The sequence below is a fragment of the Rhizobium sp. CFBP 13644 genome, assembly GCF_014842165.1.
In the GTDB taxonomy this organism is placed as follows: domain Bacteria; phylum Pseudomonadota; class Alphaproteobacteria; order Rhizobiales; family Rhizobiaceae; genus Agrobacterium; species Agrobacterium tumefaciens_C.
This window is the reverse complement of the sequence record NZ_JACYVF010000001.1, coordinates 727,522-739,272: the sequence shown is the minus strand read 5'-3', so window position 1 is coordinate 739,272 and position 11,751 is coordinate 727,522. Positions and strand designations below refer to the sequence as shown.

The 11,751-nt window shown below is 58.0% G+C and carries 13 protein-coding genes; 4 read left to right on the top strand and 9 right to left on the bottom strand.

Annotated elements, in window-relative coordinates:
• Nucleotides 1-23: 23 nt before the first annotated feature.
• On the top strand, nucleotides 24-416 hold the full coding sequence (locus IFT53_RS03495) for a PRC-barrel domain-containing protein (RefSeq protein ID WP_192063329.1): 393 nt from the start codon (nucleotides 24-26) through the stop codon (nucleotides 414-416).
• Nucleotides 417-508: 92 nt separating this feature from the next.
• Here IFT53_RS03495 and IFT53_RS03490 read toward each other — a convergent pair whose 3' ends face one another.
• From IFT53_RS03490 to IFT53_RS03475, 4 genes are all read right to left on the bottom strand, one after another.
• Nucleotides 509-754 carry a DUF982 domain-containing protein gene (locus IFT53_RS03490; RefSeq protein ID WP_192063330.1) on the bottom strand — a complete coding sequence of 82 codons (246 nt, stop codon included), beginning with the start codon at nucleotides 752-754 and terminating at the stop codon, nucleotides 509-511.
• A gap of 362 nt (nucleotides 755-1,116) precedes the next feature.
• Complete coding sequence (locus tag IFT53_RS03485) at nucleotides 1,117-2,334, bottom strand: SAM-dependent methyltransferase (protein WP_192063331.1); 1,218 nt, start codon at nucleotides 2,332-2,334, stop codon at nucleotides 1,117-1,119.
• Nucleotides 2,321-3,154 (bottom strand): DUF1365 domain-containing protein, encoded by an 834-nt coding sequence (locus IFT53_RS03480; protein ID WP_192063332.1) that lies wholly within the window; start codon nucleotides 3,152-3,154, stop codon nucleotides 2,321-2,323. Before IFT53_RS03480 ends, IFT53_RS03485 begins: the two co-directional genes overlap by 14 nt.
• Nucleotides 3,151-4,512, bottom strand: coding sequence for an NAD(P)/FAD-dependent oxidoreductase (locus IFT53_RS03475; RefSeq protein ID WP_192063333.1), 1,362 nt, complete (start codon nucleotides 4,510-4,512; stop codon nucleotides 3,151-3,153). The genes IFT53_RS03480 and IFT53_RS03475 overlap by 4 nt, the downstream gene beginning before the upstream one ends.
• A gap of 188 nt (nucleotides 4,513-4,700) precedes the next feature.
• Between IFT53_RS03475 and IFT53_RS03470 the strand changes: the two genes are divergently transcribed.
• From IFT53_RS03470 to IFT53_RS03460, 3 genes are read left to right on the top strand one after another with little or no spacing between them, the layout of a single operon-like run.
• The gene (locus IFT53_RS03470; protein WP_342365780.1) at nucleotides 4,701-5,309 is read left to right on the top strand and encodes a sigma-70 family RNA polymerase sigma factor; all 609 of its coding nucleotides are present in this window, start codon (nucleotides 4,701-4,703) and stop codon (nucleotides 5,307-5,309) included.
• Complete coding sequence (locus IFT53_RS03465) at nucleotides 5,306-5,965, top strand: ChrR family anti-sigma-E factor (protein ID WP_192063335.1); 660 nt, start codon at nucleotides 5,306-5,308, stop codon at nucleotides 5,963-5,965. The genes IFT53_RS03470 and IFT53_RS03465 overlap by 4 nt, the downstream gene beginning before the upstream one ends.
• Before the next feature lie 12 nt (nucleotides 5,966-5,977).
• On the top strand, nucleotides 5,978-6,376 hold the full coding sequence (locus IFT53_RS03460) for a DUF2177 family protein (RefSeq protein ID WP_192063836.1): 399 nt from the start codon (nucleotides 5,978-5,980) through the stop codon (nucleotides 6,374-6,376).
• On the opposite strand, the gene IFT53_RS03455 is transcribed toward IFT53_RS03460, so the two are convergent.
• From IFT53_RS03455 to IFT53_RS03435, 5 genes are read right to left on the bottom strand one after another with little or no spacing between them, the layout of a single operon-like run.
• Nucleotides 6,349-7,752 (bottom strand): FGGY-family carbohydrate kinase, encoded by a 1,404-nt coding sequence (locus IFT53_RS03455; protein WP_192063336.1) that lies wholly within the window; start codon nucleotides 7,750-7,752, stop codon nucleotides 6,349-6,351. The genes IFT53_RS03460 and IFT53_RS03455 overlap by 28 nt on opposite strands.
• Nucleotides 7,749-8,072 carry an L-rhamnose mutarotase gene (gene rhaM, locus IFT53_RS03450; protein WP_192063337.1) on the bottom strand — a complete coding sequence of 108 codons (324 nt, stop codon included), beginning with the start codon at nucleotides 8,070-8,072 and terminating at the stop codon, nucleotides 7,749-7,751. The genes IFT53_RS03455 and rhaM overlap by 4 nt, the downstream gene beginning before the upstream one ends.
• 4 nt (nucleotides 8,073-8,076) lie before the next feature.
• Nucleotides 8,077-9,078, bottom strand: a complete 1,002-nt coding sequence (locus IFT53_RS03445) for an ABC transporter permease (RefSeq protein WP_162196026.1) — start codon at nucleotides 9,076-9,078, stop codon at nucleotides 8,077-8,079.
• Between the two features lie 2 nt (nucleotides 9,079-9,080).
• The gene (locus tag IFT53_RS03440) at nucleotides 9,081-10,082 is read right to left on the bottom strand and encodes an ABC transporter permease (protein ID WP_192063338.1); all 1,002 of its coding nucleotides are present in this window, start codon (nucleotides 10,080-10,082) and stop codon (nucleotides 9,081-9,083) included.
• A gap of 13 nt (nucleotides 10,083-10,095) precedes the next feature.
• Nucleotides 10,096-11,592, bottom strand: a complete 1,497-nt coding sequence (locus IFT53_RS03435; protein ID WP_192063837.1) for a sugar ABC transporter ATP-binding protein — start codon at nucleotides 11,590-11,592, stop codon at nucleotides 10,096-10,098.
• Nucleotides 11,593-11,751 lie beyond the last annotated feature (159 nt).

Genomic DNA, 11,751 nt, shown 5'->3' with positions numbered 1-11,751 from the left:
GCAAATCCAAAGGAGGAAACATTATGGTACATCATGAGCCCCGCGCCGGTCAGGACCCTTACGTCAAGGACACGCCGAGCTTCATTGCCAGCGACAAGGTTGAAGGCACCAGCGTTTACGGTGCTGACAGCAAGAAGATCGGCTCGATCCAGCGCATCATCCTTGAAAAGCGCGGCGGTCGCGTCGCCTATGCCGTCCTCAGCTTCGGCGGTTTTCTAGGAATTGGCGATGACTATTACCCACTCCCTTGGGAAAAACTGCATTACGATGAAGAGCTTGACGGATACCGCATCGACCTGACGAAAGAGCAGATCGAAAATGGCCCTAAATTCGCCAACCGCGATGATGAGAGCTTCCTCGGTCGCGACGACCGCAAGGTCTATGACTATTACGGCGTCCCGCCATACTGGATGTGACGAAGACAAAGAAATGGCCCCGGTTGGGGCCATTTTCTTGCGATGAGATTTCCATGGATGTTCCGTGTGTGAAATCTTATCAAAGCGAGCCGTCAATGCGACGGACGCAGGCTCGCTTCGGATACAGCTTCTTCAAAGCAGCGACGGGCTTCTTCGAGGGTCTTGCGACCGTCCAGCGCCGCCCGGCAGGCGCTGCGTGCACGCACGAACATCAACCCGCGCGTGTGTGGCCAGTTTTCCGTCAAAAGAGTGAGCGCATCACGCGGACCCGCAACAACATCTTTGTTCGCTTTATCAACGCTGATTTCTACTGGCTTAGTCCATACAATCTTGGTCATTGGACGCCTCCCTAACGCCCATGTCAACGACCTCTACGCCGACATGGTTCCCGTTAAAAAGAGTAATTGCAAAATTAGCGCTTTACAACTGTTAAGTTGCTATCAACGGAAGCCAAAAAACGACAGGATAGCGAGGACGATGACAACGAGGCCGACGATGTAAATGATCTGGTTCATGGCTTTCTCCGCAGTGTAATATCGAGCCGGGACGGCAAAACCGCTTCCACAGGCTGCGATGCTAAAACATATGACACTCACCGTAACGTGAGTGCCTGCGTGAGGTTCCATGCTGGCGCGAATTTCATTGTGCGCGAAGTGATTGCGCTCTCGACATATCCAGCCGAGAGCGCCTGTCGTCTTGCTCAGGGCTTTGCCAGTTTGAACTGGACGACATCGATGCGGTCGGTTCTAAAGCCTGCTGCGCAGTAATGCAGGTAATATCTCCACATACGGCGGAAGCGTTCGTCAAAGCCGAGCGGCTGGACGCGATGCCAGTTTGCAGAGAAGCTGCGGTCCCACAGCATGAGCGTGTGTTCATAGTCCTTGCCGAAGCGCAGCATATCAGGAACGGTAAAGCCCTTGTTTTCGGCTGCCTTGCGGAAGGCTGTCACCGTCGGCAACATGCCACCGGGGAAAATGTAGGTCTGGATGAAATCGGCGTTGCTGCGATATTCATCGAAGCGGTCCTCAGCGATGGTGATAACCTGCACCATGGCTTCTCCGCCCTTTGCCAGCAAATCTTGCAGGCGCTGGAAATAGGTCGGCCAGTTTTCTTCGCCCACCGCCTCGAACATTTCGATGGAGACGATTTTCGAGAACGTGCCCTGGCAGTCGCGGTAGTCCTCAAGCCGGATGTCGGCGCGGTCAGCGAGCCCTGCCTTGGCAAGACGCTTTCTGGCGAAATCGGCCTGTTCGGTGGAAAGGGTAAGGCCCGTGACCCGGCAGCCGGTCTTGGCCATGGCATATTCGGCAAATCCGCCCCAGCCGCAGCCGACTTCCAGCACGTGGTCATCAGGGCCGATCTTCAACTGCTCGACGATGCGGTCATATTTGGCGTTCTGCGCATCTGCCAGGCTCTGGCCGGGCGTTTCGAAAAGCGCCGATGAATAGGTCATCGTCTCATCCAGCCAGGCAGAATAGAAGCTGTTGCCGAGATCATAGTGGAACGAGATGTTGCGACGGCTGCCGGACTTGGAATTGCGGCGCAGGCGGTGGCGCAGATAGGCAAAGGCTGAGACCAGACGGGCAGGTTCAGAGACCGACATCCAGTTTGCCTCATTGGCGATGGCCACTTCGATCAGGGTCGCAATATCTGGTGTGTCCCAGTCACCGTCCATATAGGCCTGGGCGAAGCCGAGGCTGCCGCCCATCAAAAGGCGGCGAACGACGCGGCCCCGGTTGAGGGAAACGACCGCGTGCGGGCCCGACTCGCGCCCATTGCAGACAAATTCGGATCCGCCCGGAAAAATGACGGTCAGGCGTCCATGGGTTATGGTGTTTAGACGGCGGCAGATCATGCGCTGCCAGAGGGGTGCGTGTTGCATGAGAAAGGGAGTTGTCTCCTGTTCAGCGTGGCTCATCTTTTATTCCTCCCATTTTTGCGCCCGCAATGCCGCCATCCAGAACGACGGAGCTGGCGATGCGACTGCGCGCAGCCTTGTGTCGATAAATTGGATTGCCTTTGACCCAGAGTAAGAGTGCTTCCCAATGGATCGCACCCATGATTTTCAGGGTCATCAGCGGATAGGACAAAAGCGCACGCAGGAGCGCCTTGTCAGTCAAGGGGCTTCGTTTTCCGGCAAAGGAGGCGAACAGCAACTCGCCTTGCGCATCCTTTTCGTTGATGGCAACCAGCACCTTTTCATCCGGCGGCTGAATGCGGAAATCATAGGTGCATTCCATCGGCACGAAGGGCGATACGTACATTTCCTTGGCGCAGGAATGGCGGATAGCGCCAGCTTCACTGCCGTCGGTCGGAATGACATAGGTGTGGCGTTCGTGAAAGGTGTTGCGCACCTCATAGAGAATGGCGACGAGGCGCTCATCGTTGCGGTCATGGCAGAAATAGACCGTCAACGGATTGAAAACATAGCCGAAAATGCGCGGATAGCACAGCATGTCCACCCGCAGGTCATCGATCGGCAAGGTTATCTCTGCATCGGCAAGATGCCGGGCAACCCAGTCTTTCAGGCCACCCGTTTCCCCCACACCGTGGTCACGATCCTGAAAACTGAAGACGGCACGGCGATTATAGCCAAAGAAGCGAAAGCCCTTGTCGAGCAGGGGAAGTTCATCAAGATCGAGCAGCAGCGAGAAAACGCGGTAGCGCATGGAATGGGCATGCGGGCGATGGCGCGTATGCACGACGTGTCCGGCATAGATGGCGGAACGAAGCGTCATTGCACATGCGCCTTTGCGGGCGACAGGAAAATGCGGCCGGACTCGTTTTCAACCTTCCATGGACGTTTGATACCACCCAGTGCCTCGGCAACGGCAAGGCCGGATTGCAGCCCGTCCTCGTGGAAGCCGCTGCCGAAATGCGCACCGCAGAACCAAGTATTGCGGCGTCCCTGAAGACCCCACAGGAGCTTTTGCGCTTCCATGGCTTTCGCATCGAACAAGGGGTGGGCGTAATCGAAGCTGCGGATCACCTTTGCAGGATCGATGGGGCGGGAGGGGTTGAGTGTCACGAGCAGGGGCGTTGCGTCATCAATGCCCTGCAGCTTGTTCATCCAGTAGGTGAGGCAAAGTTCTTCGGTGCCGTTTGCGTTCGGCTCGCTCATATAGTTCCAGCTGGACCAGACCCGGCGGCGCTTCGGCATCAAGGTTTCATCCTGATGCAGGACGGCCAGGTTGCTGGTATAGTCGAAGGCGCCCAGAACTGAACGCTCATCCGCGTCCGCGTCACCTAGAAGCGCAAGCGCCTGATCGGCATGGGTTGCGATGACGACATCATCGAAGATCGACACATTGCCGGATCGATCCACGAGCTTCACGCCACCCGTTTCACGCAGCATGGATGTGATCTGGCTGTTGAGAACGATGGTGCCTGAAAATTCCGCCTTGATACGCGCCACATATTCGCGGCTGCCACCCTTGACCGTGCGCCATTGCGGGCGGCCCGAAAGTTGCACAAGCCCGTGGTTGACGAAAAACCGGATGAAGGCATGCAGCGGATAGGCGCGCATATCAGCAGCCGTGGTCGACCAGATCGCAGCACCCATCGGCAGGAGATGGTCATCGATGAAAGCTTGAGAATAGCCGTCTCTATCGAGGTAATCACCGAGGCTCACACCGCGCAGAGACGGATCGTCCAGCAACTTTCCGGCCTGCTTGTAGAAGCGCAGCACATCCCACACCATGCTCCAGAAGCGGGGGCGCAAGATGTTGGATCGCTGACCGAACAGGCCATTGATGCCGGAGCCGGAATATTCCAGTTCCCCGCCAGACAGCGAAGCGGCAAACGACATGTCCGAGACATCGGTCTTGACGCCAAGGTGATCGAAGAGTGCGACGAGGTTGGGATAGTTGAGCACGTTATAGACGATGAAACCGGTGTCCACCGCGATAGCGGGCTTGCCGGGCAGCTCGACGCTGACCGTGTTGGAGTGGCCTCCCAGACGGTCGGCTGCTTCAAACAGCGTCACGTCGGCGGATTTATCCAACAGCCATGCGGCGGAAAGGCCTGAAATACCCGAACCGATGACGGCAATGCGCGGTCTTTTTTTCCGGTTGCTGTTTGCTGTCTGAAAATCCATATCGTCCGGTTCCACGTTAATCCTGAGATGATTACGACAGTTCAACGCCGCTGGATTGGTGCCTGCGTATTTTTTTATCGTTTGTGATCCGGTTGTCAGCCCCTGGCGTAATCGATTTCATGACATTAAGCGTTTCCTTGATAGGCCCCACGTGCCAAACTATAAGTCGTCCCGCAAGCAAATCGGGCGTGGGTAAACTGCATGGAAGCGGAGTGAAGCCGATCCGCATGAATGATATCGCCACCAACAATATTGAAAGCCAGTGTCCGAGCCTTATCAAAGCTGTCGCCACCGAGCGCAGCGTCGAAGCGTTCGAAGTGCTGTTTCGTTATTACGGACCTCGCGTGCGGATTTACATGTTACGGCAGGTGCGTGACGCGCAGGCCGCTGAGGAACTGATGCAGGAAACCATGATGACGGTCTGGAACAAGGCCGCCCTTTTCGACCCGACGCGGGGAAATGTCTCCGCCTGGATTTTCAGAATAGCCCGAAACCTGAGAATTGATGCGCACCGCAAGGACAAGCGCCCGGAATTCGACATTAACGACCCGGCTTTCGTCAAAGAGGACGCGCCTGCCGCCGACACCCAGCTGGAAGAGGTTCAGGATGCGCAGCGCCTGCACCGGGCGCTGGCGCAACTGCCGAAAGAGCAGCTGGATCTGCTCAAACGCTCCTTTTTTGACGAGGCATCCCACAGCACCATCGCCGAGCAGCTCGGCCTGCCGATCGGAACGGTTAAATCGCGCATCCGGCTTGCCTTTGCCAAACTGCGCGCAGCTCTGGAGTCACGCACATGAGTGTACGGCATCAAGTGAGCGATGAACTGCTGATGGATTACGCATCCGGAAGTCTGGGCGAAAGCTGGAGCCTTGCGGTTTCCACCCATCTGGCGCTGTGCCCCGAGAGCCGCCAGAGGCTCGAAGCCATGGAAATGACCGGCGGCGCATTGCTGACTGCGATTGAGCCGGCTGACCGCAGTGTCGATGCTGACTGGGAGAAGATACGCGGGCTATTGAGCGCAAATGTGACGCCGTCACCCGCCAAAGCCGTGGCACCCAAGACGGACGACGCCATCCTGCCCGAACCCCTGCGGTCATACGCAGGCGGTGATGTGGACAAGCTGAAATGGAAACAGCTAGGCCCCGGCGCCTATCATTTCCCGATCCGCACCCGGGATGGGGAAGCCAATGTGCGGCTTTTGCGCATACCAGCCGGAAAGCCGGTGCCGGAACATACCCATGGCGGACGGGAGCTGACGGTTGTGCTCTCCGGTTACTTCAAGGATGGCAACGACGTATTCCGTCGCGGTGATTTTGAAGAAGCAGATGAGGATCTGATGCATCAACCTGTGGCGGGTGAGGGCGAAGACTGCATCTGTCTTGCCGTAACCGATGCGCCGCTGAAATTCAAAAGCTGGGTGGTTCGGCTGTTGCAGCCGGTTCTGGGTATTTAAGGGGGGCGGATGATGGATTATCTCATCGCTTATATCGGCACGGCCATCGTCTTCTTCGGCTTTGATTTTCTGTGGCTGTCGAAGCTCGCAATCGGCTTTTACAGACGCGAAATCGGCTCGCTGATGCTGGCAAAACCCAACTTCGCCGCCGCCGGAATTTTCTATCTCTTCTATATCGCCGGTATCGTCTATTTCGCCGTGATGCCAGCCGTATCAGGTGGAGACTGGCAGTCTGCACTTGTTGCAGGTGCCATCCTGGGCTTCATCGGCTACGGCACCTACGACATGACCAATCTTTCGACGCTGAAGGGCTGGTCCTGGAAAATGTGCGTTGTCGATATCATCTGGGGTACGGTTTTGACCGGTGCAGCAGCAGTCGGCGGCTATGCGCTGGTTCGGGCTGTCGCATAAGCGTCAACGGTCAGGTCACGCCACTTCTGGTGATAGGTTTCCAAACCCGGGAGTGGTTCGACCCTGTGATAGGACTGGCGAGGCGCATGACGTGTCGCCAGCAATGCCGCACCCAGCGCCGTGCCCGATGGGCTGTTGCCATCACTAACCAGAAGTTCGGCCCCGGTGATCGCCGCCAAGGCCGCAGTATAATGCACATTCCCGGCAAATGGGCCTTCAAGGATGATCGTCTCGGATGGCCCGATCAGCGAGAGGCAACTCGCCGTCATCATCGCAGCATAGAGCGAGGCCGCAACGAAGCGTTCGGCATCGCTGCGCGGCTCTTTGTGCCAGCGCCCCTTCATGCCGGGGAAGGGGCCCGAACCCTCGACGGCATTGGGGAGATAAAACACGTCATCCTTCAGGACCGTGTCGAGCGCGGTCTGAAGCTCTGAGGGTTCAAGGGCTGCAATGCCCGCCGTCAACATCTCGAATTCGCGCCCGCCCATGAAGCGGGCCGAGTGCACGGGCTTTCCGAACGCATCGACATTGACCAGCGTATCGCGTGCCGCGTCCAAAGTTTCCAGCGGCGCACCAACGCCGAAACAGATCACCCATGTTCCCGTAGAAACGACGGAAAATGGACCCTTGCGCGCCATGAGATGCGGCAGCAGCGATGCGTTGCTGTCATGCAGGCCGCAATAGACTTGTATGTCTGCATCGATGCCGATTTCAACCGCAATCTGCGGCTGAACCGGACCGAGAGCATCGAAAGCGGAGCGGACGGGTGCCAGCAATCCGGCAATTCCAAGCTTTTCCGGCAGGCTGGAGAACGCGGCTTTGCCAGGTTGCCAGAGGTCGGTGTGGCAGCCAAGCGATGTCGCCTCATTGGCCTTGATGCCGGTGAGGCGATAGGCCCAATATTGCGGGTAGGTGAGGATATCGGTGACGGTTTCGAAAGCGTCCGCAAAGGCCGTCTTTTGATAATGCAGTTGCGCCCCGGCATTCAGGCCGATGGGAAGGGCAGGCGAAAATGTTTCTTCAAAGGGTGGGCGAAGCGCCGCATAGGCCGTTTGTATATCGGCGGGATAGGCGTGTTCATAATCCAGAACCGGCAAGGCAAGATCGCCGTGCGCGTTCAAAAGCGCCATAGATGCGCCGTGGGTGGTGATGGAAATGGCCTGATAGCCGGGTGTCTCCCGAAATGCCGAGAGACCCGCAAGGATGAAGGCCCACAGGGCTTCAATATCGTAATGCGGGTAGGGCGGGGCGGAGAGGACCCGGTTGGCGATGCGGCGGGATGCGATTTCCTCGCCGGTCTCGCCATCCACCACGATGAGCTTGGCGTGGGTCTTGCCGATGTCGATGACGGCGACATTGCGGATTGCCTCGCTCATGGCAGGTGAAACAGCGTGACGAGGTCGCGGGCGACGGGTGAATTGTCCGGATTACTTTCCATAATGTCCGCCATATGCGCCCACCACTTCTTCATGACAGGATGGTCCGGCAAGGCTGCCATGCCGTGGTTCTTCGGGCGGGTCAGAACGCCGAACAGAATGTTGGTTTCAGGATCGAGGTGGATCGAATAATCGCTCACACCAGCCTCTTGCAGAAGTGTGACCAGCTCCGGCCAGATTTCGTCATGGCGTTTGCGGTACTCGGCCTCCATGCCGGGAAAGAGCTTCATCTTGAAGGCGTGTTTTTCAAACTCTGGCATGGGTCTACCTCATGGCCCGCAGGCGGCGCACGACGATGGGAATGGCGATGGTGATGATGAGAAGCAGGCCGACGAAGATGGACATGACGATGCCGGGCACGTTCAAAAGGCCAAGCCCGAAGGTGACGAGGCCCATGACGAAGGCCGCAATGACCACGCCGCCAATAGTGCCGGAGCCGCCGAGAATGGACACGCCGCCGAGAACCACCATCGTCACGACTTCCAATTCCCACCCTTGCGCGATGGAAGGGCGGGTGGAGCCGAGGCGCGAGGTGAGGCAAACGGCGGCGATGCCGCTCATCAACCCTGTAAGCAGGAAGAGGATGAACTTAACCCGCTCCACCGGAATGCCGGAAAAGCGCGCTGCAAAAGGGTTAGTGCCGATGACGAAGACCTGACGGCCGAAATTCGTGGCATGCAGCAGAATGGCGAAGATGACAGCCATGACGACGAACAGCACGAATTCGAAGGAGATGACCCAGACGACGTAACCCTGGCCGAAGAAGGCAAAATCCTCAGGATATTTGCCAAAGGCCTGATCGCCCAGCACCAGATAGGAAATGCCGCGAAACAGGCTCATCGTGCCGATGGTGACGACGATGGACGGCAGCCGCAAACCCGCTACCAGAAAGCCGTTGAACGCACCGCAGGCAAGGCCGGTGCCGATGCCGAGCGCGACAAGGCCCGGTGTGCCGACGCCCATCTGCACCGCATAACCCATGACGGTGGAGGCAAGCGCGATGATGGCGGCGACCGAAAGATCGATCTCACCGGCGATGATCAAAAGCGCCATGGCGAATGCGATCAACGCCTTTTCGGTAAAGTTGAAGGTGGCGTCCGAGAGGTTATAGGCATCGAGAAAGTAAGGCGATGCGAAGGAGTTGACGATGAAGATCAGGATCGCCACACCCAAGAGCAGCACTTCCCAGCTGGCCATGATGCGCTTGAACGGCGTGCCGAGCTTATCTGGAATGACGCGCGGCGTTTGTGTCTCCGGTGCGGTCATGCTCATGCCTTGGCCTCCTTGGCGGTATCGCTTGCCGCCCTGTCGCGCAGAATGATGCGGCCTTTCTTGGCTTCGGCGCGGGCGTTGAAGACCACGGCAAGCACGATGACGACGCCAGAAATTGCCATTTGCGCAAAGGGCGAGATGCCGATGACGGGCAATGCATTCTTGATGACGCCCAGAAACAATGCGCCCAGCACAGCGCCTGCAACCGAGCCGATGCCACCGGCAATCGATATGCCGCCGATGACGTTCGCCGCGACGCTATCCAGCTCAAAGCCGGATGCGATATCCACATAGGCCACGGCGTAACGCGAGACCCAGAGATAGCTTGCAAGCCCAGCCAGTGCGCCCGAGAGAACAAAGGCCAGAAACCGCGTGCGGCCCACATCGATGCCCGCATAAATAGCCGCACCGGGATTGCCGCCGGATGCGTAGGCTGAGCGCCCGAAGGATGTGCGGGTCAAAACCAGCCAGGCGCCCGCGATGATGAGGACCGCCACCCAGGAGAGGATGGGCATGCCGAGAACGGGTGTGCGTGGAACATTGAGAAATGTGGGTGACATCTGATGCGCATTGATCCATGCGCCACCTGAGAGAACAAAGGCCATGCCGCGATAGATGGTGAGCGTTCCCAAGGTGACCACGATGGAGGGCAGGCCCAGCCACCAGACGAGAATGCCGTTGATTGATCCCAAAAACGCGCCGATGACCACGGCCATGGCAATGAGGAAGGGCAGGGGTATCGAGGGAAAGGCGGCATTGGTCATGGCCACGGCCATGCCGGTAAAGGCAAGGTTGGCGGCGACTGAAAGATCGATGGATTTTGTCAGGATCACCGCCATCTGGCCCAGTGCCAGAATGATGAGGATGGATGTGTCATTGAAGATATTGACGAGATTTCCGGGCCCCTCGAAGCCGGGGGAGCGCATGGAGAAGCCTGCGATCAGGGCGATGATGATGCCTGCCAGCAGCCATTCACGGTTTTTCAATAGTCTTTTCATGGCGTTGGTCCTCTCACGCATTGCCCGTGGCAGCGCGCACCAGCTTTTCGGCTGAAAAATCCGCTCGTTCGAACATGCCCGCCATCAAGCCCTCGCGCATGACGATGGCGCGGTCCGACATGCCCAGAATTTCCGGCAGCTCGGATGAAATCATGATGATCGACAGTCCCTCAGCGGCCAGTTCGCTGATGAAACCGTGGACAGCGGCCTTGGAGCCGATATCGATGCCCTTGGTCGGCTCGTCCAGAATGATGACCTTGGGCTGGGTGGCGAGCCATTTGCCGATGACGACTTTCTGCTGGTTGCCGCCCGAGAGTGTGCCGACCGGAACCGACAGGGCAGCAGCGCGCAGATCCAGACGCGCGGCATATTTGCGGGCCAGCGCAAACTCGTTGGCAGCAGCCAGAAACCCCTTGCGCGATGTGCGCGCCAGCGATGGCAGCGACATGTTCTGATAGATCGGCAGATCAAGCGCCAGCCCGTGCCGTCCGCGCTCTTCCGGCACATAGACGATGCCGGCCGCAATCGCATCCTGCGCGCTGCGGATGGAAATTTGCTGGCCATCAAGGGTCAAGGTGCCGGATGCGGGTCGGGTGATGCCGAACAGCGACTGGCAAAGCTCCGAACGCCCCGCGCCAATCAGGCCATAGAGCCCCAAAATTTCGCCCTTGCGCAGATCGAAAGAAATGTCGCGGAACTCGGTGTCATGGCAGTAGCGTTGCACAGAAAGCGTGGTGGACCCGATATTGACCGCCTGCTTGGGAAAAGCATCCTTCACATCGCGGCCCACCATCAGCCGCACGATTTCGTCCTGCGGCGTTTCCTTGAGATCACCCGAACCGACCATTTTCCCATCTCGGAACACGGCATAGCTTTCGGCGATTTCGTAGACCTCATCGAATTTGTGGCTGATGAACAGGATCGCCTTGCCCTGTCGCTTCAGGTTCTCGACAATGCGGAACAGATCATCGATCTCTTTGCGCGAGAGGGCCGCCGTCGGCTCGTCCATGATGACGATGCGGGCCTCAACAGACAGCGCCCGCGCAATCGCGACCAGATGGCGCTGCGCGATGGAGAGGTCTTTTAGCCGGATGGTCGGATCGATTTTGCTTTCCAGCCGCTCCAGAAGCGCGCGGGATCTATCGTTGATGGTTTTCCAGTCGATCAGCCCGAAGCGCCCCTTTGGCGCGTGGCCGAGGAATATGTTCTCACCCACGGAAAGCTCGTCAAACAGCACGGTTTCCTGATGGATGGCGGTCACACCGGCATCAATGGCGTCCTGCGCGCTTTGAAACGTCACGGGCTGACCATCCAGCAGGATTTCACCCTCATTGGGACGGTAAATGCCGGTGAGGATTTTAACCAGCGTCGATTTCCCCGCGCCGTTTTCACCGATCAGAGCTGTGACCTTGCCGGGGTAGAGCCGGATATTGACGCCATCCAGTGCTTTGACACCCGGAAAAATCTGACTGATGCCCCGCATTTCGAGGATAGGAGCTGAACTTCCCATAGCCTGTGCGTGTGGCGCGGTCGCGTCGGTGATTTTCTCTACAGCCATTGTCATTGTCAGAATTCCGAACGCTCATTGTGGAGCAGGGGCGGCCCATACCCTCGACGTCATCCTCGGGCTTGTCCCGAGGATCTAACCACGTTCGATGTCGGGGTTCGT

Excerpts from the sequence above, each read along its gene's own strand:
- IFT53_RS03495 (WP_192063329.1), top strand. The coding sequence starts at position 24 with ATGGTACATCATGAGCCCCGCGCCGGTCAGGACCCTTACGTCAAGGAC.
- IFT53_RS03490 (WP_192063330.1), bottom strand. The coding sequence starts at position 754 with ATGACCAAGATTGTATGGACTAAGCCAGTAGAAATCAGCGTTGATAAA.
- IFT53_RS03485 (WP_192063331.1), bottom strand. The coding sequence starts at position 2,334 with ATGAGCCACGCTGAACAGGAGACAACTCCCTTTCTCATGCAACACGCA.
- IFT53_RS03480 (WP_192063332.1), bottom strand. The coding sequence starts at position 3,154 with ATGACGCTTCGTTCCGCCATCTATGCCGGACACGTCGTGCATACGCGC.
- IFT53_RS03475 (WP_192063333.1), bottom strand. The coding sequence starts at position 4,512 with ATGGATTTTCAGACAGCAAACAGCAACCGGAAAAAAAGACCGCGCATT.
- IFT53_RS03465 (WP_192063335.1), top strand. The coding sequence starts at position 5,306 with ATGAGTGTACGGCATCAAGTGAGCGATGAACTGCTGATGGATTACGCA.
- IFT53_RS03460 (WP_192063836.1), top strand. The coding sequence starts at position 5,978 with ATGGATTATCTCATCGCTTATATCGGCACGGCCATCGTCTTCTTCGGC.
- IFT53_RS03455 (WP_192063336.1), bottom strand. The coding sequence starts at position 7,752 with ATGAGCGAGGCAATCCGCAATGTCGCCGTCATCGACATCGGCAAGACC.
- rhaM (WP_192063337.1), bottom strand. The coding sequence starts at position 8,072 with ATGCCAGAGTTTGAAAAACACGCCTTCAAGATGAAGCTCTTTCCCGGC.
- IFT53_RS03445 (WP_162196026.1), bottom strand. The coding sequence starts at position 9,078 with ATGACCGCACCGGAGACACAAACGCCGCGCGTCATTCCAGATAAGCTC.
- IFT53_RS03440 (WP_192063338.1), bottom strand. The coding sequence starts at position 10,082 with ATGAAAAGACTATTGAAAAACCGTGAATGGCTGCTGGCAGGCATCATC.
- IFT53_RS03435 (WP_192063837.1), bottom strand. The coding sequence starts at position 11,592 with ATGGGAAGTTCAGCTCCTATCCTCGAAATGCGGGGCATCAGTCAGATT.